Annotated in this window: 20 protein-coding genes; 4 read left to right on the top strand and 16 right to left on the bottom strand. The window is 45.1% G+C overall.

The genetic code is table 11. The annotated features are described in order from the left end of the window. Positions 1-229: 229 nt before the first annotated feature. Positions 230-655, top strand: coding sequence for a hypothetical protein (locus CXK86_RS04515; RefSeq protein ID WP_076252086.1), 426 nt, complete (start codon positions 230-232; stop codon positions 653-655). A gap of 96 nt (positions 656-751) precedes the next feature. Here the strand turns inward: CXK86_RS04515 and CXK86_RS04510 are convergent, their stop codons facing one another. The 3 genes from CXK86_RS04510 to CXK86_RS04500 all read right to left on the bottom strand — a co-directional run bounded on the left by CXK86_RS04510 (position 752) and on the right by CXK86_RS04500 (position 3,440). Beyond that, positions 752-1,297: a hypothetical protein gene (locus CXK86_RS04510; RefSeq protein ID WP_076252088.1), complete on the bottom strand. Its 546-nt coding sequence runs from the start codon at positions 1,295-1,297 to the stop codon at positions 752-754. A gap of 12 nt (positions 1,298-1,309) precedes the next feature. Beyond that, positions 1,310-2,452, bottom strand: a complete 1,143-nt coding sequence (locus CXK86_RS04505; protein WP_076252090.1) for a WXG100 family type VII secretion target — start codon at positions 2,450-2,452, stop codon at positions 1,310-1,312. Positions 2,453-2,636: 184 nt separating this feature from the next. Further along, entirely contained in the window at positions 2,637-3,440 is an 804-nt protein-coding gene (locus CXK86_RS04500; protein WP_083684591.1) for a DNA-binding protein, read from the bottom strand. A 164-nt stretch (positions 3,441-3,604) separates the two neighbouring features. On the opposite strand from CXK86_RS04500, the gene CXK86_RS04495 reads away from it, so the two are divergent. Then, a complete protein-coding gene (locus CXK86_RS04495; RefSeq protein ID WP_076252091.1) occupies positions 3,605-3,952 on the top strand; it encodes a helix-turn-helix domain-containing protein in 348 nt (115 codons plus the stop codon). 75 nt (positions 3,953-4,027) lie between these two features. On the opposite strand, the gene CXK86_RS04490 is transcribed toward CXK86_RS04495, so the two are convergent. From CXK86_RS04490 to CXK86_RS04470, 5 genes are all read right to left on the bottom strand, one after another. After that, positions 4,028-5,722, bottom strand: a complete 1,695-nt coding sequence (locus CXK86_RS04490; RefSeq protein ID WP_076252093.1) for a histidine kinase N-terminal 7TM domain-containing diguanylate cyclase — start codon at positions 5,720-5,722, stop codon at positions 4,028-4,030. Positions 5,723-6,057: 335 nt separating this feature from the next. Continuing rightward, positions 6,058-6,828: an AAC(3) family N-acetyltransferase gene (locus CXK86_RS04485; protein WP_076252095.1), complete on the bottom strand. Its 771-nt coding sequence runs from the start codon at positions 6,826-6,828 to the stop codon at positions 6,058-6,060. A gap of 160 nt (positions 6,829-6,988) precedes the next feature. Then, positions 6,989-8,413: an L-arabinose isomerase gene (gene araA, locus CXK86_RS04480; protein ID WP_076252097.1), complete on the bottom strand. Its 1,425-nt coding sequence runs from the start codon at positions 8,411-8,413 to the stop codon at positions 6,989-6,991. Between the two features lie 275 nt (positions 8,414-8,688). After that, positions 8,689-9,384: an L-ribulose-5-phosphate 4-epimerase gene (locus CXK86_RS04475; RefSeq protein ID WP_047840995.1), complete on the bottom strand. Its 696-nt coding sequence runs from the start codon at positions 9,382-9,384 to the stop codon at positions 8,689-8,691. Positions 9,385-9,559: 175 nt separating this feature from the next. Continuing rightward, entirely contained in the window at positions 9,560-11,185 is a 1,626-nt protein-coding gene (locus tag CXK86_RS04470) for a xylulokinase (protein ID WP_076252098.1), read from the bottom strand. 441 nt (positions 11,186-11,626) lie between these two features. Between CXK86_RS04470 and CXK86_RS04465 the strand changes: the two genes are divergently transcribed. Continuing rightward, positions 11,627-12,718: a GntR family transcriptional regulator gene (locus CXK86_RS04465; RefSeq protein ID WP_076252245.1), complete on the top strand. Its 1,092-nt coding sequence runs from the start codon at positions 11,627-11,629 to the stop codon at positions 12,716-12,718. Positions 12,719-12,874: 156 nt separating this feature from the next. On the opposite strand, the gene CXK86_RS04460 is transcribed toward CXK86_RS04465, so the two are convergent. The 5 genes from CXK86_RS04460 to CXK86_RS04435 all read right to left on the bottom strand — a co-directional run bounded on the left by CXK86_RS04460 (position 12,875) and on the right by CXK86_RS04435 (position 20,822). After that, a complete protein-coding gene (locus CXK86_RS04460) occupies positions 12,875-13,639 on the bottom strand; it encodes a leucine-rich repeat domain-containing protein (protein ID WP_076252100.1) in 765 nt (254 codons plus the stop codon). A 600-nt stretch (positions 13,640-14,239) separates the two neighbouring features. After that, positions 14,240-15,379 carry a 5-methyltetrahydropteroyltriglutamate--homocysteine S-methyltransferase gene (locus CXK86_RS04450; RefSeq protein ID WP_076252101.1) on the bottom strand — a complete coding sequence of 380 codons (1,140 nt, stop codon included), beginning with the start codon at positions 15,377-15,379 and terminating at the stop codon, positions 14,240-14,242. A gap of 192 nt (positions 15,380-15,571) precedes the next feature. Further along, a complete protein-coding gene (locus CXK86_RS04445; protein ID WP_076252104.1) occupies positions 15,572-17,425 on the bottom strand; it encodes a hypothetical protein in 1,854 nt (617 codons plus the stop codon). An 11-nt stretch (positions 17,426-17,436) separates the two neighbouring features. Next, complete coding sequence (locus CXK86_RS04440) at positions 17,437-19,728, bottom strand: glycosyltransferase family 2 protein (protein WP_076252106.1); 2,292 nt, start codon at positions 19,726-19,728, stop codon at positions 17,437-17,439. Further along, positions 19,728-20,822, bottom strand: coding sequence for a bifunctional glycosyltransferase family 2/GtrA family protein (locus tag CXK86_RS04435; protein WP_076252108.1), 1,095 nt, complete (start codon positions 20,820-20,822; stop codon positions 19,728-19,730). Before CXK86_RS04435 ends, CXK86_RS04440 begins: the two co-directional genes overlap by 1 nt. Positions 20,823-21,280: 458 nt before the next feature. Between CXK86_RS04435 and CXK86_RS04430 the strand changes: the two genes are divergently transcribed. Next, positions 21,281-22,003 (top strand): YheC/YheD family protein, encoded by a 723-nt coding sequence (locus CXK86_RS04430; RefSeq protein ID WP_036671837.1) that lies wholly within the window; start codon positions 21,281-21,283, stop codon positions 22,001-22,003. An 83-nt stretch (positions 22,004-22,086) separates the two neighbouring features. Here the strand turns inward: CXK86_RS04430 and CXK86_RS04425 are convergent, their stop codons facing one another. The 3 genes from CXK86_RS04425 to CXK86_RS04415 form a co-directional block, all read right to left on the bottom strand. After that, positions 22,087-22,425: a hypothetical protein gene (locus tag CXK86_RS04425; protein ID WP_051449797.1), complete on the bottom strand. Its 339-nt coding sequence runs from the start codon at positions 22,423-22,425 to the stop codon at positions 22,087-22,089. A 278-nt stretch (positions 22,426-22,703) separates the two neighbouring features. Next, positions 22,704-23,255: a DUF4303 domain-containing protein gene (locus tag CXK86_RS04420; protein ID WP_076252247.1), complete on the bottom strand. Its 552-nt coding sequence runs from the start codon at positions 23,253-23,255 to the stop codon at positions 22,704-22,706. Between the two features lie 37 nt (positions 23,256-23,292). Beyond that, on the bottom strand, positions 23,293-23,571 hold the full coding sequence (locus tag CXK86_RS04415; protein WP_076252110.1) for a hypothetical protein: 279 nt from the start codon (positions 23,569-23,571) through the stop codon (positions 23,293-23,295). Positions 23,572-23,577 lie beyond the last annotated feature (6 nt).

The raw sequence follows: 23,577 nt of genomic DNA, 5'->3' as shown, positions 1-23,577 counted from the left end.
ATGTTTTTTGTTACATATGAGGGCTTTATTAGTGGGCATTTCTTTTGCGATCCGGAATTGTTTACAGGTAGAACCATCCAAAAATTTCTAGAAGAGTTAAACCCAGTTTCGTAGTCTTCCAGCAAATGTGACCAGTAACCTCGATGTACTTTAAGGATTAAACAAAATTGAGTTTATGCGGAACATTTCAAATACAAAATTCGTTTAGCGTTTAAAGAGGGGGAGTACGATGAGAAGATATTCACTTATCGCCTTAATGTTTGCTACAGTTATGGTCCTGATTCTTAGCGGCTGCCAAAGTTCTAATCAGCCCGATCAAGTCGAAGTAAATAAAGTCCAGAAGGAATTACACACCTTTTATCCTGGCGATATTACACAGGTTGACTCTATTGAAATGATGACTGGTGGTGATGGTACTAAAAAAACAACTACAGATCAAGTGCTGATTCAGGAATGGATTGAAAAGGTACGCGATTTAGAAATTGTAATTTATCCAGATCAAGAAGATGCTACAGGGGTATTGTTCCATGTAACAATGTTTGAGCAGGGAGAAGAAGTGCTGTATATGACACCTACCGATATGAATCATCAGCGAATGCAGCCACAGTTGGAATTGGCTGACCGAATGTCGGAACTTTATGATGCCATAGAATAAGAGTGTTCTTATATCCTGTATTCAAAGTGACTACATGCTTAAAAGTTCGATTTGAAATTATCCTTCGTAATCCACATTTTCAGCAAAGTAGGTTCTCTATGAGTTCAGTCGCTTTACATCGGTTAACTTTTCCTGAAGTATTTGAATACTCGTACTCTGCAGTATGTCAGGATTCAATTCAGTAACAAAATCCAGAAACTGATGCGCATTTTTCATAATTTCATCTGTAAAGGAAGCCGAACTTACAATAACATCCTTCCAAGTTGAGTATCTAAATTCCTCAAGTGGTTCAGTAATAAATAAGTCCAGAATAACTTCCCGATCAATATCTTCTACTAAACTAACTTGTAGTTCCACTCCCTGCTGTTTAAACTCCAGCCACAAATTAGCGCTATCAGGAATTCGATAAGCAACATATTGATGTATTCTAATCTTCTGGACTATAGTCAGTAAGTCCACAAACCATCTAATAAGTCTTTCATTACCAAACGGACAATCGTCAAAGAACATACCGTACTTACTTCCGTTAAAGTCCAATTCAATAATTCCCTCGATATCTTGTTTCGTTAGATCAAACTGCTTTGCAGACATTTGTTTAATTTCATCAAAGTTATCAATTGCTTTATATGAAATAGTGAACATATTTGAACACCCCTAATCTATTAAATCACTAATTTTATATATATGCGTACCATAAACGGAATCAACATTATCATTTCTAATGAAAACTTTAATCTGTTCATCAAATACAGTAACAGTATGCAATCCATCCTTTATTCCCTGTTGTTTCAACTGATTAACGGCCTCTGCAGACGCATCAGTTATTTTATTATCAGACCACTCTTTATTAAAGAAAGACTTTCTACTTAGCATTTCATTGATTTGTTCATCGGACATTTTCTTTTGGAGATATGGAAGTTGTTGCTTCGTACTATTAACAGAATGTCTATTAATAACATGGTCAATCAAATTTTGGCTCAACTGAGCTCTCTGCTCTGTGGCTTTTGGAGTTGCCTCTAGTGCATTTTTTTCTATACTCCTATTCTTCGCCTTCGCAGCCTCAATATGCTGCTTAATCTTCGCCACAGCAGGATTAGAAGCTGGCAATCGATGAGGCCCTTTACCGCCCGGCATACTCCCACGAACCATCTGAATCGCCATGAATATCTGACTAAACTTCAGAGAGGTCACCATCATCTGAGCATACTTATCGGATACAGGCTCTCCTGTCGTAGGATGAATCCCCATCTCAAACGCCTTGATCTGTAATGCAAAAATATCTTCCCCAGGCGGTTCAACGTTCACAGCTTGCATGCGATTAAAGTCTAGATTTCCCTGATCCCTCTGATAAGCCTGAAGAGCAGCCTGATCCGCAACACCATTCTCGTTGACCGGCATCCATACCAATTTACCAAACATATTGACTTGTGCCATCCGATAGCCCTTATCACCCGAATTTGAATCACCTGATGATTTGGTCATCATAGCTGCAGCACCAACTGCTCCAAACGCACCACCGAGACTTACCTTCTGAGCATCTGCATCTTGGAAACGCGTGGCGATATCCTTCAATTCCTTCGATGTATTCACCATACTCTCCAGCGCTTTATCCAGTATAGGACGTGACTGCTCGAACTCATAGTAAAATCGCTCCTGCGTCGCGCCCATCCACATCATCTGAACGAACATGATCTGTCTCGTCAGATCATTTCTTATGCTCTCAAACTGTTGTCTGGCCTGATCCACCTGATTCGATACGTGATGTAGTTGTTCAGGGGTAACTTTGATTGTACTCATACGTTTCTCCGCTCATTTGAAATAGGATTATCCTATGTTAGCAGAAGTGTAATATCTAAACTATCCGGCTAACATCCTGATTTCACCATGATAAAACACAAGCTGTGCTCCTCATCGGTGCTATGGTCCTATATGCATATACCCACTTCAAGGCATATCCTACCAGTTTCAGTAAATACCCTTCCTACTTCATCCCCTCCAACATGACCCGATACCGCCCGATCTGCTCCGCTGTCGCCTCTTCCCGCAATGATTCCAACAATGCCGTGCACCTTATAAAATACCGATCCATCCCTAGCTTATTGGCTAACCAGATTGCCTGTAAAATGAACTCCATGGCCTCCTGTGGTCTTCCCATCCAATGTTCGTACAGAGCCCGCTGATAACAGTAATGGTACATATTATCGTTGTTTGAAGAACCATCGTCTTTGCCAATACCCTGCATCTGATCCTCGAACACATGTAAAAGCCGATCAATCTGCCACCTATGCCGCACTGCTGCCTCAGTAATCACCTTCAGACCTGCCAACCCTTCCTCCGGATGCTCAAGCAAAAAGTTCACAAACTCCTCCAGCAGTTGCACCTGCCCGGCTTCAATCTCAAGAGCATATCGATTCACCAGTGCCTTATGTCTGAACTCCTGTACCACCAGCATACCTACCTCATCCAGATCCTCCAACCATCCCAGTTCTGCATATTGATCGATACATGCCCTCGCCTGATCTACCTGTCCCATCTTCTGGTGAGCCATACCCCGCATCAAATGGCTGAACCCGTAATAGTAGACCAAGGGCCGCTCGATGTTTATATGTGGTGCAGGCACTCCCTTTGACCGATACTCCTGCCGCTCTTCATGGATAGACTGCACACATTGATATAACATGTCCGCCCTCTCCATCACCTTGTTCCAATTTTCAAAAGCCACAGCCATCTCCAACATTTCAACAATGATGTCAGGTTTGAGTGATTTTAGGATAGATTTCCGCAAAGATAATCCTCCTTAATTATCGATTTTCTTATAATTGTATAGATAAACCAAAAGAAGATCAATATAAATTGTACTTATAAGTACTGTTTAATAATTATTTCCTTTGCACATATTAGTCTGTAAGGATTCTATAACCTCTTCTAACCTTAAGTGGAGGTGATCAAATGAGTTTACCAGAGGACGTAGGAAATCGAATACGTGAGTTAAGGAAAGCAAAAGGCTGGACTCAGGAACAACTGGCGGAAGCAGCAGGTCTTCATTACAGCTATATTGGTGGAGTTGAACGGGGAGATCGTAACATTTCTTTGGAGACTCTTGAGAAAATAATCAATGGATTGCAGGTCACTGCTGAAGAAATCTTTAAATTCAAAGAAGACTCTGAGTACAAAAGAGCCTTGGATGAACATATAACTTTAATAAGCGGCAAAAGTACAGATACAATCATATCATTGACCAAAATTAGCAAAGAATTTTTAAATGCTATCGAAAAATCACATAAAAATTCCGAATAAATATCTCTACATCAAAATCATACGCTAACACCAAAAAGAGTGGAGTACGTCTCCACTCTTATCTTATTTCTCTTTTCAAATAACTTCCCGCTCAAACTCAGCAAACTCCACTCTGTTCCGCCCATTCTGCTTCGCCTGATACAACGCCTTATCCACCGCAGCGAACAGTTGAGTCAAATACCCCTCCGGATTGTCCGGCACATGCACAACTTCAAAATCCTCAAAGGATAGAATCCCAATACTAATCGTAATCGACACCTGCATAATCTCGTGATCGACCATGATGTGGTTGGACTCCACAGCTGTTCTTACGCGCTCCGCGATCTGGTTCGCCAGATCATGCTCCGTGTGCGGAAGGTAGATCATGAACTCTTCCCCGCCATAGCGCGTCAGGATATCGGTGCTGCGAATCGATTGTTTGACGGCCTCCGCCGTGCGAACGAGCACTTCATCCCCGATGACATGTCCATAGCGATCATTGATGGCTTTGAAGTAGTCGATATCGAGCAGCAGGAGTGAAAATGGTGTTTTGTATTGAATATTGGTGATGACTTCGTGATTCAGATGTTGGGTCAGATAACGACGGTTGTAACAGTTGGTTAAACTGTCCGTCAGGGCGAGTTCCTCCAGTTTGCGATTGGCCTCGGATAACTCCTGACGGATCAGGTCTAGCGCCTGATTTCGCTCCTGAAGCGTTACGTTCTGGCGATTCATCTCTTTCACGTAGAAACGCTCCTGCGAGACATCCTGGAACGTGAGAATATGACCGATCGGCACAAGAGCCGAATCCACAATCGGAGACGATTGCAGGATATAGTGCCGGATATTGTTGTCCCGCTCCACGATCACTTCAATGTGAGAGAGGGTATTTTCTTTTTTCTTATAATGATTGACGAACTCCCGGCAGCTGCCCACGACATGAACAGACTCCAGAAAAGCTTCCATATCAAAAGAATCCCCCACATGCAGATCCATAAAGGATCGTGAGGCTTTGTTCGCTTCAACAATGACTTCATTCTCATCCAGTACCAGGATGCCATATGGAATGGTATTGATTACATCCTCATGGGCGATGGAGACCAGATCGAACACATTGTATCTTTTGATCACATAGACGAAGAACAGGTCCGATAGAAAGATCCCCAGCGAAGTCATGCCAGGAATGATCGGCAACCACCGGGCTAGAACGACATTCAGAATCGCATCAATCGTTGCAAAGACAGCCAAGACCAGGATGCCCCACAGGGTGATTCTCACCTGTTTTTTGATCATGGCAGACGTGTGCGAAGAATACACCGCCCGGAATAGAACCACGAGAGAAGTCAAGAAATAGCTCACCAGAATAGTCATCACAACCCAGAACCAAAGGCCGTAATCCCGCTCGATGTACCCGCCCTCCAGTGGAATGACGAATTCGTTCCATGGATTTGCGACCACACCTATAGCCCCGATCACCGCAGGGACAAATAGCAAGAAGGTTCCTTTTGCACTCAGACGCTCTGAATAACCGGTAATAAAGATCGTCAGTAGAAGCCACCCGCTCCCAAGCAAGGAGACCGCAACGAAAGATAAGGTAACGTAGAACAATTGCAGACCGGAATCATCCGTGAGCGTACTCGCAAATTGACAGAAAGGCCAGAGCATCATCAACCCGTGAAATAAAAAGTACACTTTATGTAAGTTCGTAATTCTAACTGTAGCAAACACATATACACCTACACCAAACAAAAGGACAAATAAAAAGAGATCATACCATACTAAAGGGTTCACGAATCTTCTCCTTCTTAGATGCTACAATGACAACGTGGTTGTTCATGATTCTATGTGATACTTATATAAAACTTCAATAAACACCTATACAATTCTGCTACGCCAAACTTATTGGTTAATTTAACCATATCTTATCACACCGCCATAAGGGTGAGTAGCCCATACACTGGAAGTCCGACCAACCTCTGATCGAAATGCTGATCTATTTCTGATTATTTATGAATGCTTTTGAAGGTTTAGAGTACAAACAGGAGAGGAGATCATCTGCTAGGGAGATATTCAGATATCATCAAGTGATCGATATTGAGCCATCCGGCTATCGGACGGCCCTTGTATCATTCGGTTACTGCATTTAGAGGGAGGTTGTCCGTGAATAGATCGGGGTTATCCTTCAGCATCTCCGTAATTACCTCTGCTGTCTTAGCCGCATCACACACTCTTACGACCGCATCACCGAGCTTTCCTGTACGCATCGCACCTTCGCGAACCAATACCTCATCTACTTTCCAGAAATGCTCCGACCATGGCAACCCACAATGTCTGCGGGATGGTACTGAAATCTGGCTTCCATCTGGTAAAACCGTATAAAGCATCTCATGCTCGTCCGTCATTCTGCCAGGGATGTCCACCCACTCTTCGACCCCGTGGATAAATGTATTCCGCTTCAAGTCAACGCCTACTAACAAGATCGTCGCTTTCCGATCAAGCAGTTTCCCCCATGCTGATCCTCTCGCACACGGTGTATCGAAGAGATGATCGTCCTTCGTAAATGCCTCTGCGTCCCGTCCCAGTGCTGCTACTGAGTGCGTCGGGTGCCACGAACGAACTACGCCCGGACGTTTACGAAAAAGTTCAGGCAGAATACCCACGCAACAGGTAGAATTTTCCACGTGGAACACTGGGTTATCCGCATTAATGGTAGACCACGTATGAGTGGGAAGCACCAACAATCCCTCTTTCATATAGTCGCTAAAGGCATCCAACACCGTGTCTGCTCCACCTTCAACCTCGCCTATACTTTTCATGGAAGAGTGAATGAGCACCGTGCCTTGCCTATCCACACCAAGCTGCTTTAGTTGCTGCATCAAGCTATCTTTTGTATACATGTCCTTCCTCCTTCATTTCTTATCCCTTTTCGATGAAAAAGCAAATCCTTGCTCAGCTTCACATCATGCTTCTCAGCATAACAAACAAATGGCCGAGGGTTAACCCCCGGCCGCAGAGAAAGAATTTGTATGAGTTCAGGCAGTAGCTGCCAATCCACTTTTACTTAATAATAACGTACTCCAGATTCACTAGCTTCGCATACGTCACGATCTGATCTGTAGTCAGGTTCAAGGATACAACCGTATGGTGACCACCACCATTTTCGATCCATGCCTTCACTCCATCTTGGAAGTTCGGCTTCACGCTCCACAGAACACGTGCTACTGGCAGATTAGGTGCTGGAACGGTTGGTTCAAAAGCAGATACTTCGTTGATCAGCAGTTTGTAATGTGTACCGAAGTCTGCCATGGATACCACGACACCTTCGCCTGCTTTACCATCGAATACAAGACGTGCCGGATCTTCACGATCGCCAATGCCCAGTGGGGACACGATAATTCTCGGTTTCGTGCTGGAAAGTGTCGGATCTACTTCAAGCATGTGAGATTGAAGAATCGCTTCCTGTCCAGCAGCCATCTCGTATGTGTAATCTTCCATGAAGCCCGTGTTCTCGTTATGGGCCATGATTTTCAGCAAGCGATCCAGCGCAGCTGTTTTCCAGTCACCCTCACCGGCAAATCCGTACCCTTGAGCCATCAGGCGTTGTACAGCCAGACCCGGAAGCTGTTTCATGCCATGCAGATCTTCGAAGTTTGTAGTGAAGGCACTGTAACCACCTTCGTCCAGGAAACGTTTGATCGCAATTTCATAACTCGCTTGCACACGTACACTGGCTTCCCAAGCTTCCTTGCTGTTCGTGCCGTAATCGAATTCGTAGAGTTCTCCATACTGAGCGATCAAATCATCGATTTCCTGCTCTGTTACAGCGTTCACGTATTGAACGAGGTCGCCAATGCCGAAGTAATCAACGGTCCATCCGAATTGGATCTGTGCTTCAACTTTATCACCTTCGGTTACGCCCACGTTGCGCATGTTGTCACCGAAGCGCGCTACTTTGATGTTAAAGCTTTCATTATAAGCTACCGCTACGTCCATCCAGTCAGCAACCTGTTGTTGCACTTCTGGGCGCTCCCAGTAGCCAACAACGATTTTATTTTGTTTTCTCAGACGGGCATTAATGAAGCCATATTCACGGTCACCGTGTGCCGCTTGGTTCAAGTTCATGAAGTCCATATCGATGGTTGCCCATGGAATGCTTTCATTGAATTGCGTTGCCAAGTGCAGCAAAGGTTTTTGCAGCAATTTTGTACCACGAATCCACATTTTCGCCGGGGAAAATGTATGCATCCACGTGATCACACCTGCTACTTCGTCGCGATAATTGACTTCCTTCATCGTACTCGTGATTTTATCTGCACTTACCGCCAGATCCTGCAATACGAGCGGGTACGGCAGTACGCCGCTTGCATTAAGCGCATCCGTGATTTTCTGTGCGTTGGCTTTTACTTCGCCCAGTGCTTCTTCTCCGTACAAGTGCTGTGAACCGACCACAAACCAGAACTCTTTTGCTGCTGTTGCTGACATATAATCATCCTCATTTCATTATTTTATAGTTGAACATTTGGGTTTACACTAGAACACTGCGATTGCAGTACCATCTTCCGATCGCTGGTTATCCCCAGATTTCTTTGATCAATTTTAATAAGGATGATATCCGGTTATAAAGGCGAACGCTTCGCTTCTACAGATAGGTACTGCACTCTCCGTTATCGTGTAAAAGTTTGATACAACTTCATTGGTAGTAGTAACAAACAACCTATTCGCTTGAATTATTATCAACCGATCGCTATATAACCTAATTACTTCTGTCCGTAATACGCGTCTTTTCCGTGTTTTCGCAGATAGTGTTTATCCAAAATGCCTTGTGGCAGTTCCTTCGCGAAGTTATTCAATTGCCGCGCGTACAGGTTCATTTTGCACACTTCCTCCAGCACGACACTGTTCACCACCGCAGACTTGGCATCTTTCCCCCACGTAAACGGTGCGTGCCCATGGAGCAACACAGCCGGAACCGCCATAACATCAATCCCACGCTGTTCAAACGTTTCAATAATGACGCGTCCTGTCTCCGCTTCGTATCCACGATCAACCTCGTCCTGATTCAGGAAACGTGCACAAGGTACCGCTCCATAGAACGTGTCCGCATGCGTCGTTCCCATTACAGGTACGTCCAGTCCGGCTTGCGCCCAGATAGTCGCCCACGTAGAGTGTGTGTGCACGATGCCGCCAATCTCCGAGTAATGCTTATATAGTACGGCATGTGTTGCGGTGTCCGAGGAAGGTCTCATCTCACCCTCCACTACGTTACCGTCCAGATCAACTACAACCATGTCGCTTGCTTTCATCACATCGTAGCTAACGCCACTTGGTTTGATGACGAACAGACCGCTTTCCCGATCAATTGCGCTGACGTTACCCCATGTGAATTTCACAAGTCCGTGCTTTGGCAGTTCCAGATTCGCCTGGAATACCTCTTCTTTCAGTTGTTCTAACATGTTATTCCCTCCCGTTCTCTAATAGTGCGTGTTCAAAAAGTCGGTTTTCAGTACCGAGAAGATGGGATGAAGCTAGAAATGGAGTAGCGGAGCGTAGATAGAGCTACGTGAGCAACGGACATTTCGGCTGAATTCCATATTCGATGTTGATGATGCCACTAGGCATCCTTCGTAATCAAAAGCGGTCTTTTTGAACAACCTCTACCAGATGATCTACGGCTGATTGCTCAATCGCAAGTCCACTCCGATAGCGTTCGATAAATGCTTCAAACCCTTTCACATCCGATGCAATCGGTGCCACTTCAACTCCCTCAACATCGCTAAAGACCTTCTGCTCCAGGAACACATCCAGGCTTTCCTCTTGATCCTTGTTGATCATGTACGAAGCCAGAAGCGCCATGCCCCATGCGCCGCCTTCACCAGCGGTAGACATTACCGACACCGGTACGTTCATCGCAGCAGCTACAATCCGTTGCCCGACGACAGGCGTTTTGAACAAGCCACCGTGCGCCAAAATACTATCAATGGCTACATTCTCTTCCTCCGTCAAAATGTCCATACCCAGCTTGAGTGCACCGAATGCACTGAACAGATGTGTCCGCATGAAGTTTGCCAGATTGAAGTTGCTTTCCGGGGAGCGGACGAACAATGGACGGCCTTTCTCAAGTCCCGTAATGTTCTCACCTGAGTAGTAACCATAGCTGAGCAAGCCGCCACCATCAGGGTCTGCCTCCAAAGCCTTGTTAAACAACACGCTAAACAACTTGGCGTTATCCACTTCATATCCCATTGCTTGAGAGAATTCACGGAACAGTCCAACCCATGCGTTGATATCACTGGAACAGTTGTTGGCATGCACCATCCCTACTGGGCTACCATCCGGCGTGGTGACCATATCGATCTCGGGATACACTTTGGATAATTCCTTCTCCAGTACGATCATCGCAAATACGGATGTGCCGACGGAGATGTTCCCCGTACGTTTTCTCACGCTATTTGTTGCCACCATACCCGTTCCGGCATCGCCTTCTGGCGGGCAGAGCGGAATGCCTGCTTGCAGATCTTGTGAAGGGTCGAGTAACTTGGCTCCCGCTTCCGTCAATGCACCTGCGTTCTCACCCGCGAGATATACCTTGGGAAGAAGATCCTCGACTTTCCACGGATAAGCTTTGCCTGCGATCTGTTCGTCGAACTGTTGGATCATGGATGGGTGATAGTTATGTGTAGACTCGTCAATTGGGAAAATCCCTGAAGCATCGCCGATCCCAATCGCCTTATTGCCCGTCAGCAACCAGTGGATGTATCCAGCCAAAGTTGTCAGGTGATCGATCTGTGGCACATGCACCTCTTCGTTCAAAATCGCTTGATACAAGTGGGCAATGCTCCAGCGTTCCGGGATATTGAATTGCAGAAGTTCCGTTAGCTCTCTTGCAGCTGCTCCCGTCGTAGCGTTACGCCACGTGCGGAAAGGTACCAACAGTTCACCAGCGCTATTCAAAGCGATATATCCGTGCATCATGGCCGAGAATCCGATAGACCCGACCGTGCGCAGCGTAATACCGTATTTCTGTTCCACATCTTGCTTCATCTCACGATAAGCCGTTTGCAGACCTGTGATGATATCCTCCTGGTTGTACGTCCAATATCCATCTTTCAGGAGGTTCTCCCATTCATAACTGCCTGACGCGATGGTCTCAAAACGCTCGTCAATCAACACCGCCTTAATCCGCGTTGATCCAAATTCAATACCGAGCGAAGTAGCGCCCTTGGTAATGGCTTCTTTCAAGTCCAGTTGACTCATAATCACGTGTATCCCCTCTCCGGTCGCGATTTCACATCCCAAAGGATGCATATATAAGGTGAAGCTTCTACTTATGACAATAGCTAATAATGAATTTTGTATAAGAGGTGGTTCAAAAAGTCTGTGTTTTCAAAGAATGCGCTTTCCTTTTCTGACAGCCTTAGTATATTTTTTGTACGTACATTTGTCAATAATATATAATAGTTATACTTACAAAGGACACATAATGTGCTCATTTTGACCATTCAAAGGTCTTATATGGCTATAAAAAGGCTATGCTGTAAGGTACACCTCCATCCAAAAAGGCTGGATATGTACGGTTTATTTTGAAAAATGTTCGGTTTTATTTTCATCCTATCTGAATCATGCTAAAATATGTACGTACAACTATTTGAACAACAACGTTGATATAGATGAGTAACGATGAAAGAAGTGGACTACGTGAAGCCAAAATATCAGGTCATCATTGATGATATAAAGAGTCATATCCTTTCGGGGACATATAGCATAGGCGAACAGATCCCAACCGAGTTGGCATTACAGGAAAGCTACACCGTAAGTCGCCAGACCGTGCGGAAGGCTATTTTGGAGTTATCGAACGAAGGATTTTTACGAAGCGAAAAAGGGTCAGGAACCTACGTTAGTAATCAGTATCGATCACGATCAGGTGGCAATACGTCTAAGAAAACGATTGGTGTGATCACGACATACATCTCGGATTATATCTTTCCGTCCATTATCCGCGGTATTGAGAGTCGTCTGAATGAGGACAACTACTCGTTACTGCTGGCCAGTACTAATAATGATGTAGCACAGGAGAAAAAAGCCCTCGAAATGATGCTCTCCTACGGCGTGGATGGCCTGATTGTCGAACCGACCAAAAGTAATCTCTACAATCCCAACATTGCATACTACCTATCGTTCAAAGAGCAGGATGTGCCGTTTACGATGATTAATGCATTTTATGAGGAGCTGGAGGTTCCGTTCTTCTGTCTGGATGACGTGCAATCCAGCTATCTTGCCACACGGGAATTGATCTCTAAAGGCCATACCCAGATCGGCATTATTGCCAAAATGGATGATCTACAAGGCAAGTACAGAATGAAGGGGTACATCAAGGCACTGGGTGAAGCGAAGTTACGGTTCCATCCTGAGCAAGTGCTTTCCTTTGATACCGCATCGAAACCGGATTTATCCTCTAATGTAGCAACGTATCTGGACGAAAACAGGGATTCACTCACCGCGATCGTCTGTTATAACGATGAGGTAGGACTGGAGGTCGTGAACGCCTGCAGGCAACTGGGCATCTCGATCCCGGATGAGTTATCCATCATTGGTCAAGACAATTCGTACATCGCCAAGAACGCCAACATAAGGCTTACAACGCTAACCCATCCCCAAGAGCAAATGGGCCGTGATGCTGCCGACTGGGTGATCAAGAATCTGCAGGGCAAAAAGGATCTGCCAACAAACACCTACTATCAGCCGGTGCTGGTTGAGGGAGAGACGGTGAAGGAGATCGAAGTGGAATAATATTGTTGCGGGACGGCGTTAAGTTGTTACCGAGCGTTTCTGTCCAACATAATTAAAGAAGGCCGTCAGAATATCTGCGGCCTTCTTTGTTTTTGTTCAATATAATGAGGGATTAACTTCTTCTTACATATACATATACATTTTTTCTAATCGAAACTACTTCGCCTGATCCGCTTCATCGCTTACCAGACTTACAAGGACACCTTTCTTCTCCAGCTTTTTCACAACCTGCTCTGCTCGATCATTCAACGGATTGTTAACCAAATATACCTCTGTTAGATGTGGGATGGTTTCGAGCACTGAAATATCCTCAATGAGGTTATTTTCTACATATAGATACTCCAAGGTCGGATGATTTTTTAAAGGAGTCAGATCCTGAATTTTATTATCGTTCATAATGACCCATTCCAGCTTTAACTTCTGAAGAGGACTTAGATCAGTCACCTGATTACCACTGGCGAGCAGACTGGTCAGCTTATGCATATTTTTTAATGGAGCCAGGCTTTTGATTTTGTTATCGTCCATAACCAGATTTTGCAGACTAGTCAGACCTAAAAGTGGTGAGATATCTGCAATCTGATTGCCTTCAACAGCTAAGAACGTCAATTTCTTTAACTTGTTGAGTGGCTTAATATTTTTTATATTTTGACCAGGCAAAAATAAATCTGTCATATTAACGGCATGTTCAAGACCTTGCAGGTTAGAAATCTTAATTTTTAATTCCATAGCATATAGAGATTTTAATTTTTTCAAATCGGCAGCCTTTATTTCCTTCTTAGCCGACATCTTCAGATCTGCTCGAATAACTTTGGCCAAGACCGGGTCCTTAATAAGCGACGACGCAGCCAAAACGCTCGTTGCCGGTAATAATAAAAAAACCAAACAAAGTACGATCAACTTTTTGATGATTTGATTATGCATGTAGAATCTCCTTACATTATTTAATAATACAAATATACCATGATCTGGAATGTAATACATGGATATTATTTTCATCCTAATTTAATAGACCCCCTCCTGCTCTCATCCTATAACTGTTCCGTTAAGAACGGATAATGGACTACTTCATCAAGGAATGTAACCCTCTGTGCTTCATACCGGAAAACTTGTGGCTGAGGGTAAGCCCGCAGAGGTGATAACCGCCCCACAGGTTAAAGACATTTTCGGATTGGAATGTACGGTCATAGAAGACCCCGTTTCGGGATCACCGATGGTGGTGCCTAAAGGACGATATCATGCGAGATAGACAAATAGCGGCAGTCGCGACAAAGATCCCTTTGTCCTAAGTGTCGCTATTTTATTTCGTCCACCACACCTCTTCCTCAGTCATGCCGTTTGCCTAATCCGTTATTCTCATCTCTACCCATTGCTTCACTCTCTTGGCTGTTATGGACTCTGATCAAACATCCACTCAAAAGTGAGGATACACCAAAAAGCCATACGGAAGATGGTCCGTACGGCTTTTTAGCGATTTTTTCTTATACATAACACATGCGTGAATGATGAATGACGTTGAAAAAGTTACTTCCAGAGCTCTTCAGCAATTTCCTTAATGAAGGAAAGCTTGCGCCATTGCTGTTCCTCGGTCAGATGGTTGCCTTCTTCCGTGGAAGCGAAGCCGCATTGCGGGCTCAGGCAGATTCGATCCAGATCAACATATTGTGTAGCTTCCTCAATCCGTTTCAGGATATCTTCCTTGTTCTCCAACTCTCCGAATTTGGAAGAGAAGAGGCCAAGTACAACCTGCTGATTGTCCTTCAGGAAACGAAGTGGTTTGAAGTCACCAGCCCTTTCCGTATCAAACTCCAGATAGAAACCAGAGTAGTTATCGATGCTCAGAAGTGTCTGCGCAATCGGCTCGTAACCGCCACCGACTCCTGCAAATGTCGAAACATAATTACCGCGGCAGACATGAGTGGTTACCACGAGGTCTTCCGGCAGGCCAGATACCACATCTTCGTTCAGTTTTGCGAGTTCGTTTGCGTACTCTTCCACATTAACGCCAATCTGCTCCATCACTGTGATGAACTGTTGGTCACACAATGCACCCCATGTGCAATCATCAATCTGGATGCTGCGGCAGCCGGCTTCATAAAAAGCCAGGATGGATGCTTTGTACGCCCCGACAATGTCCGAGAGAAGCTCTTGGCGGTTCGGATAGATGGCCTGTGTGCTTTCCTTATTATCTGCCCGGTCCAATTCGAATAGGAACTGGGCTGCTGCTGGGATGGACTGACGGGCAACAACGTCTTCCCCAGCCGCTTCTTTCAAGAAGGCATAATGCGCTACAAATGGATGACTGCTATAGCTGATTTTGCCGCTCAGACGAGCTGTTTCCGGTCTGGATGTCGCACCGTTGAATCGGTAGCCTTCCTCAATGATTGTCCGCTCTACACCATCCAGTCCCCAGAAGAAGTCCAGATGCCACCAAGAGCGGCGGAATTCGCCGTCCGTTACAGCCTGAAGGCCAACCTCTTTTTGCTTCTGTACAAGTTTTACAATCTCGGCATTCTCCACTTCATTCAACTGTTCCGTGGTAATTTCGCCGTTCTGGTATTTTAATCGGGCGTCCTTCAATGCACTCGGGCGCAGGAAACTGCCCACAATATCATATCGAAATGGAGTGACTGTTCGTTGTTTAGGTTCTGTTTGTACGCTCATAGTTTAATCTCCCCGTTTATCATTATAGAATTAAATATAACATATCCGATCGGAATAGCTGTTCTACGAAAGAGTTATAGCCCGCTATAGGTATTAGCTATAGCGGGCTATATTTAAGGAGACTCTATATACAATCATGTATTCAATCTTACCTGACCGGATGTCCGGAACAGGATCTCAACATCTATGATTTCAAGTCAACGTAAGAACGATTTGATCCCCCGAACGGGTAATTTTATAAATCCCCTCTTGCATGTCGATACCATAATGCTTTTTCAGCAACCACTTGGCGTTGAGATCCGTCTCGACGACCACCAGATAATCGTAGCCGCTCAGAAGGTTATCCATATTATCCTCATAGAACAACACGATCCCGTCCACATGTGGAGCATACAAGAAATACTTTCCTACATATTGCATGTAATAATTCGTGACCTGCTGGTCCCTGTCTGAGGCGTAGAAGAGATATCTATTATTATCCACCTGCCCACCTGGGTACCACCGATCACCGGTAACCGCATGAATCTTGTAAGGGAGCGTTGTATCGTAGGTTTTGGCAATCGAGACGATCCCGTTGTATTCCGATAAAAGGATGGTCGCCGCAACCGCCATACAGCCGATAATGCCTTTTTGATAATGACCTTTCGTCTTGACCGTCTTAAAGGATTGATAATCAGGCACCTCACCGATCCGATAGTGGAATGATCGCTCCAGGTCGATCGCAGCGCACAACACCAGCCCACCGGCGAACAGCACCACGATACTCGATGCATAACGCTCAAAGCCTGCCAGGACAATGGCTTCATCCAATGGCATGGAGAAGAGATACAACGCCAGAATACCTGCATAATACAGTAACAGTACAAAATCCAAAGCAATTAATGCTTTCCATAAGTTCCACTTCTTCTTGAGCACAACGATAGCAAATACCGAAGCTCCAATCGCGATAAGTTGAAAAAGTACAATGCCGAGCACAGGCCTGGACGTGATATCTATGCTTGATTTCAAGAAGAGCGTCAGAATCTCCCATTTCTGTTCTCCCGTCTTGCCCGCTTTGATCACCGAGGCTGTTCCCTCGAACTTGTTATTAATGCCTTGGAACACCGTCGCCATTCGCCAGCTCCAGCCGAAATACGGAAGTAGTGAACCACCAATGGTACCAAGCACAGCCAGTCCGACTTTCCAGTTCGAGCGTTGCCCATTTCTCAACCATGTATACACCAGGAAGATCAGGCCGATCGCGGCGAAAATAATACCCGTGCTTTTGATGATGGTCAGCAATCCGGCAAGCGGAAGAACAACAATACATGCCTTCATGATCTCATTACGATATTGGTAAATCACTGCCAGGATCGCGAGTGCGTAGATCGGAAGCAAGAAATCCACGAGCAGGTTAGTGATCCGAATCGTAAGATTGAAAAACGAAAGTGTAGATAACCCGAGTCCGAGAAAAGCGTACAGAAGAAAACGTTTCTTCTCCGAAATAATGCCAAACATGGAATAAAAACAGGAAAAGATAAGCAGACCCTGTGCCAAAAGCATCACGGACTGGGAATGCCCCATGAAGCGACAGACATAATAAATAAATGACGAAGTCCCCAGCGGATAGTTTTTAAAATCAATCAGATTGGAGTCTGGCGTCGGAAAGGCATTTGTACTCAACATCTGCTTCAATACAATAGCCCAGTGCGAGAAATTATCGTAGTGTGTCAATTGATTTTGGAACAGAATCAGCAAAAAGATGAACGTTCCGCCCAGAAAAGAAAACTGAAATAACGAGAACAATACATTCGGCTTGGTCCCTCGTCGGACAGCTCGAACCAGCGTATCTCTAAAAAGAAACAAGCCGAGTATCATCACGATAATACTTCCTATAAAGAGCTGACCTGCCAAGCCAGCGAAATATACGATGCAGGCAATCGAGGAAAACACAAATACAGGGATAAACTCCCACCGTAGTGCAAGTGTCTTCCGAACAAACTGCATATAACCAACAAAGGAGATTATCAATAAAACTCCCATCACAAAATGAAGCACAATGAGCATCTCTATCTCTCCTAACCCTCTCTGGTGGCACGATCAGAATGTGGCTGAATCAAATCAGTCAGCAATTGGTCGATCAGGCCCTTCTCCACAATATCATCGATATTCTCCACCGAGAGAAGCACTTCGCGCTCACGGGCTGTCGTTTTTCCCGTATGTTGCAAAATGACTTCAATATTACTCTTTGTATAAAAAGTAACGACCGCTCCTGCCGCAATATCACCATGGAAATCCGTCGCGGAGAAGAAACGATAATTGAAGCTGCGCAGCGTACAGCTAGCATCATTGGTGAAATGAACTGGAAGCTGAAGGGAAAGCCGCGGCATTTTTCGCTGATCCGATCTGGGTTGAACAATCCGTTTTTTCACATTACGTAACATATCGTCATAAGCCGTATCCCACAGATTCATCTGCTCTGGCAATGAGTGTTTACGGTCGTAGATAATTTGCATGTATTGTCGGTTATCATTCTCATCAATCGGCTGAACCGTTGCGGAGTAACGCCAGCCCTCTCCATCCTGTTTCACATAAACGATGACTGCATCGAGATTGGCCTCATAGCGGTCGGTTTTGACGACCAAAGAGATGATTTTCTGTTCAGCCAAATAAATGGGATAAGGGACATAGAAGGCAATACCTTGCTCTGATACATCCACCGTCTTGGCCTGATATCGTAGATTGTTGGCTTGGTCGTGAATAGTGACATCTTCCTGCGCCCGAATCCGTTCTGTCTCCCGATACGCACGGCGGCCAACCATGAAGAACAGGGCATAACACAGCGCAATCATGTTATGAATCAGCCAGAAAATAATGATACTGCTGAAGAACAGCGCAATGCCGTACTTGCCATTCACATACCGAATCACGGCTGCAATGGAAAGCAACAGCAAGAAGATATGCGGAAGTGCATATAACAGAGCAGACATCCATTGTCGACCGCTTGCTCTGCTTTTGTTGGTGACCTTGAATTTTTTCTCGCGAATTCCCAGCGTCTCCAGGAGAACCGGCCAGATCAGATAAGGCATAAATATGGTATCGATAACCTGACTCCATCGCTGATTCCGAATATTACTGGACAGATATCGCATGGATACACTATAGAAGAAATAAGATGGAAGCCAGAATATTAGGATTTGCCAAAAGGTTGTATTCACAATCTGGAAGTCGAACAACGCAAACAAAATAGGTGCCAAAATGAAAATCAACCGATTAAAGAAGGACCACCAGTATAAGAAACTGCTTAAGTAGGTCACTCTCGTCCAGAAAGGAAGCTTGCCAGATAAGGGTGCACGCGTATTCTGCAGGCTCTGAATGATACCCCGTGCCCAACGAATCCGTTGTTTAATCATGCTCTTCACTGTTGTTGTTGTCTGCCCGGCAGCTTGAACCTCTTGAGTCGCATAGGTAATATAACCTTCCTGCTGCAAGCGGATGCTTGTCTCAAAGTCCTCGGTGATTGTATTGAGTGGAAAACCTCCGATGTCTTCCATGCCCTGCCGCGAAATGATCGTATTACTTCCTGTATAGGCTACCGCATTGGAGGCATTACGCAGGATGTTCACTTCTCTGGAGAAGAAATCCTGTTCATTCGGAATACCTTGCTCTGCATACAGGTTAAACTGGAATAGATCCGGATTGTAGAAGCTTTGCGGGGTCTGTACCAGACCAAGCTTGAACTTAGGGTCCATCTCGTCCTCTCGGCGAGGACGCCATACCTCATTCTCCTTAATAAACGTGGAGAGCATGAAATAGGGTACCGTTTTCATCAAAAAGGTGTGCTGCGGAATCATATCCGCATCAAACGTTGCAATGAGCGGCGAAGAGCTTTTGCTCAGTGCATTGTTCAGATTACCAGACTTGGCATCCTTGTTTCCGGGGAACCCCAGATACCCCACGCCAAACTGTCTGGCAAGCTCCTCCACCTCAGTTCTTGCTCCATCGTCACAGAGATAGATATGAACCTTCTGCTTGTCCGGGTAATCCATGAACGTACAGGCATTAACGGTTTTATATAACAGATCAACAGGCTCATTATGCGTAGCAATAAATACATCCACATCCGGATAATACTCCGGCGGAACGATTGGAAAGTCGAGCTGTGTACGTTCTTTTTGCATCTTTTGAAAGAATAATTCAAAGGTTGTCAGTACGGTGACCGTTTCAGCCACAATCAGCAGCATACCAAAAATGACGTTCAGAACGCCCTCACCCCATGGCAACGTAAAGAACGTACGCCATACCAAATAAATCGACATCAGGATCATCGTGATGACAAAAAAGATATTCTGCCTTTTTTCGTTTTGCACTACAACTGCTTCCTCCTTGCTGCAAATACCCATCTTCGCTGCAATTGGAAACTGAGCAGGAACAGCAAGGCATCACAGACGAATTTCGCCAATTTCTCATCTACGAAGAGAACGGTATGGAATATATATACACCGGTACTGGAAAGCAAGATCACTACTCCGCATAACGTCAGATAGCGCCATAGACTGCCCTGGCTATCCTCCTTGCGGAATACAAAGTGTCTGTTCAGTACATAGTTGACCACAATGGAAATCACTCTCGCAATCACGGTTGCAAGCAGAATTCTTAAATAGTGCTGCTCACCCAACACGGGCCGCAACGCGTCGATCAAAAACCAGGCGATGCCTAAATCCACAACAGAACTGGCCACCGATGATGAAATGAACCGCAGGAAATTGGAGAACAACACCCCCATGACCCGAGCACTATCCTGGATCGCTTTAAAATGAGTGCCTGCATTGCCATTCTCATAAATGACTTGGATTGGCATCGTATGAATCGGTATGCCAGACTGAATGCACGAGATGAGCATCTGCAGCTCATATTCAAATCGAGTGCCGCGAACATCCTGCATAAACGCAAGTAACCCTGGACCGAAGGCACGAAGCCCAGTCTGGGTATCTGACAGTTTTTTACCATAGAGCATGGCAAAAATAAAGGAGGTCATTCGATTGCCTAACAGGGACTTTGGAGGTATGTTCCCCTCGCTGAAATTCCTTACCCCGAGCACCAATGAGTCCGGATAAATCCTTGCTTCTTGGGCTATGCGGTATACATCCTCAGCTGCGTGTTGTCCATCTGAATCAGCGGTTACGACGAAGGAAGATGCGTCGAATTGCTTCCCAATATACTCAAATCCGGTCTTGAGTGCCGCACCCTTCCCCTGATTTTCCGTATGTGTCAGCAGAGCACAACCGTTCTCACGAAGCTCCTCGAAAATCGACTGGTAGGCCTCACCAGATCCGTCGTCTACAATAACAATATTAGTAAATCCATACTCTCGCAATTGCCGTACATAGGCTGGAAGTCTCTCATCCGGTTCAAGCGATGGAATGAGGATGATCGTTTCGCCGTTTTGTCTACCTATAATCATCCTGATAAGCCTCAATTCGACATATTTTCACAAATTCTTTTTTGAATATTGTGAGTATAACATCGAAAAGGCATACAGTAAACGAATAACTTGTATATATATTGGTAAAAAAGTTGCACTCTTTTATAAGCTAGTTTATAGGCGAAAAATACTAGTATAGGGTTAGTCTAGCACTGCTCAATCCATTACACATTTGGCTCTCGTTTCAGTACGTGCATCAGCATGGCATGCCGTTATCCACGGTGGTGTTAGAAGTGAACCTTCGTATCCAGAAGCTACTCGAAGCGTGAATGAACACCTCCCCAGAATGCAGTCATTTCTCGCAAAAGTTCATCTTCTGTCTCCATCGACCAATTGGACATGCATCAACTTACAAATCTGGACGAATGGCCACTTATGCGGATCACGAATTTGAATTAGAATTACCGTAGACGATTGAAAAAAAGGCTGTGATTCCAATGTTATTCGAAAGAGACAAATGGTTGCAGTATGGCATTCTGCGCGATGAGCCCTCTCTCGCTGAACGGTTGCCAGAAACACAGTTGCTTGAGAAGGATACGCTAACAAAGATGCTTCTTCAGTATCCCAGCGTTGTACTGAAACCTCGTAATGGCAGTTACGGAAGGGGTATCCTGTTCATTAAACGAAGCGGTGCAAATGCTTATCGTATTCAAAATGAAAATAACACAGTCACCATGAGAGACAACGAGCAGTTACTCGAATGGTTCGAACAAACAATCAAAAGTGATGAATATATTGTCCAAAAGCGTCTGCAGCTTGCTCAAATTAAACACAGGCCGTTCGACATTCGGATCATGGTTCAGCGCAAAAAGAGTTCCTCGTCCACTTGGAACGTGACAGGTTCCTATGCTAAAGTTGCGGCACAAGGATACCAAGTCACCAATGTGAATAACCGCCCCATTCCCGTTTTTAAAGCACTGAGACTAGCTCGAATTGGAGATCGGCGCTTACTTGTCAGAGCGGAACAAGTTGCACGATTAGCTGCCAAACGATTGGGAGAGCATTACCCTATGCTTAGACAAGTTGGATTCGATATAGCCATCGACAAGAAACGGCGAATTTGGATTATCGAAGGCAATTATCAACCAGCCTTACGGCCTTTCCGACTTTTGAAAGATTCCTCGATGCACCGCAGAATATTATGGTACAAAGAACATTAAAACGAAAAAAGACGACCTGCCTGCTAGCCCGGCAAGTCGTCTCTTCATGTTTCGTACCTAATCTCGATATTAACCCTCTTCGGTTATTTCCGGCATTTTCTAATCGCACTTGTAACACGTGTCACTCGGAACTGATTTACCCCTACCTGTATAATGGCGAACTGGCTGTACGAAGTACCAGAAGAGGTATACGGTTCAGCCTCAATATTTCCACTCGGTGTTCTAACCGTCGCGGTGATTCTAGTTACCAGGCACACACCACGGTCGGAAGATCTCCAAGTCTCGTCACGCTGAACACTATATCTATCGTTGCTACAAAAAATGGATGCATACTCCACTACTCCACTCGCATTAAACGAAGTCGAGTTATAGATCTGAACAGGGTCATAACCACTAGGTGCTCCAGGTCTTCTATTTCCCATTCTCAAAACCTCCTTTTTTATTGATAATCTATTAGATGCAATTAAATAGTTTTGGTGAGGTATAAATGTGGACAAGGCAGAAAAAGTGTGTTTGTACAGTGGTAGAGGGGGAACTGGTAGCTTCTGATGTCGTAGCTCAAACACGAAAAAGAACCACCCTTTAATGTACAAAGGTAGTTCGGGAAATTTGATCGTCTACTATTTGCCGATTCAGTAAGATTGTCGAGATTAAGTCGTATGTATGCCTTGCGAGCATCGTAGTAACGCTCCTGATGCTTCTATTCTGCCGCCTCCGCCAACCATGCTTGCATAGCCGGAGATTCTGCCCGATTCAAACGTAAGGCAATTTCGGTATTGATCTTATCCGGCGGCATGACTTCAACAAGGACACATACGGACTCTCGTGGTTGATTTAAGGCAAACACGCCTTCATCATCGAGCATTTTCATCGCCAGCTCCATGGCGTGCAGCCTCACATCCAACTCGCGATTCCAATCATCATTCTCCAGTTCCGCAATGAAAGGACGCTCGTTATATCGTTGTTTGACATCGTCAAAGTGATCATCCCCAAAACAACAATAGGGCGAATCCGCATACGACCATTTGATGAGATCCGCAATCGTGGATACCGGCGTATCACTTTCCTCTGCTTGCCTAGCCGATTCTAACGCCAAAGCTTCCCACGACCATGCAGAGATACTTGGCGCATGTCCCTCGCCAGTAGTGTATAACGTACAATAATAGTAACGTTCACCATTTTCAAAAAGAGTACAAAAGGACGTTCTGGCGGCAGCAGCGATCTCTATGGCCAGCGGCTCTATTTCTTGCATTGGCTTCACGATTAGAGTTCCCCTTTCCATTCGTTGATCATTTGCCCCTTCGATATGAATTGGCTATTTGGACTAGATACCAGACACCCGCACCCACAAGGGCAGCAAACACTAGATTGATGCAGCCGAACACGATGAGTGACTTTGCTTGGCCTGGACCAATCCGGAAAGCCGTAACAAGCTGGAAGACAGCCGGTAGCAGAAACGCCAGCCAAGAGACGGTTATAAGCTTTTCTGTTCTGAAGCTCCACCATACCGCTGAACATGAGGCAACTAGCAGTACCCAGGTACAGATAAGCTTTAGGGCGAACGTCATTTCAGC

Origin of the sequence: Paenibacillus sp. BGI2013 (genome assembly GCF_002843485.1) — a bacterium.
Classification (GTDB): Bacteria; Bacillota; Bacilli; order Paenibacillales; family Paenibacillaceae; genus Paenibacillus; species Paenibacillus amylolyticus.
The sequence above is the reverse complement of the archived record's forward strand: the minus strand, read 5'-3'. Positions and strand labels throughout refer to the sequence as shown.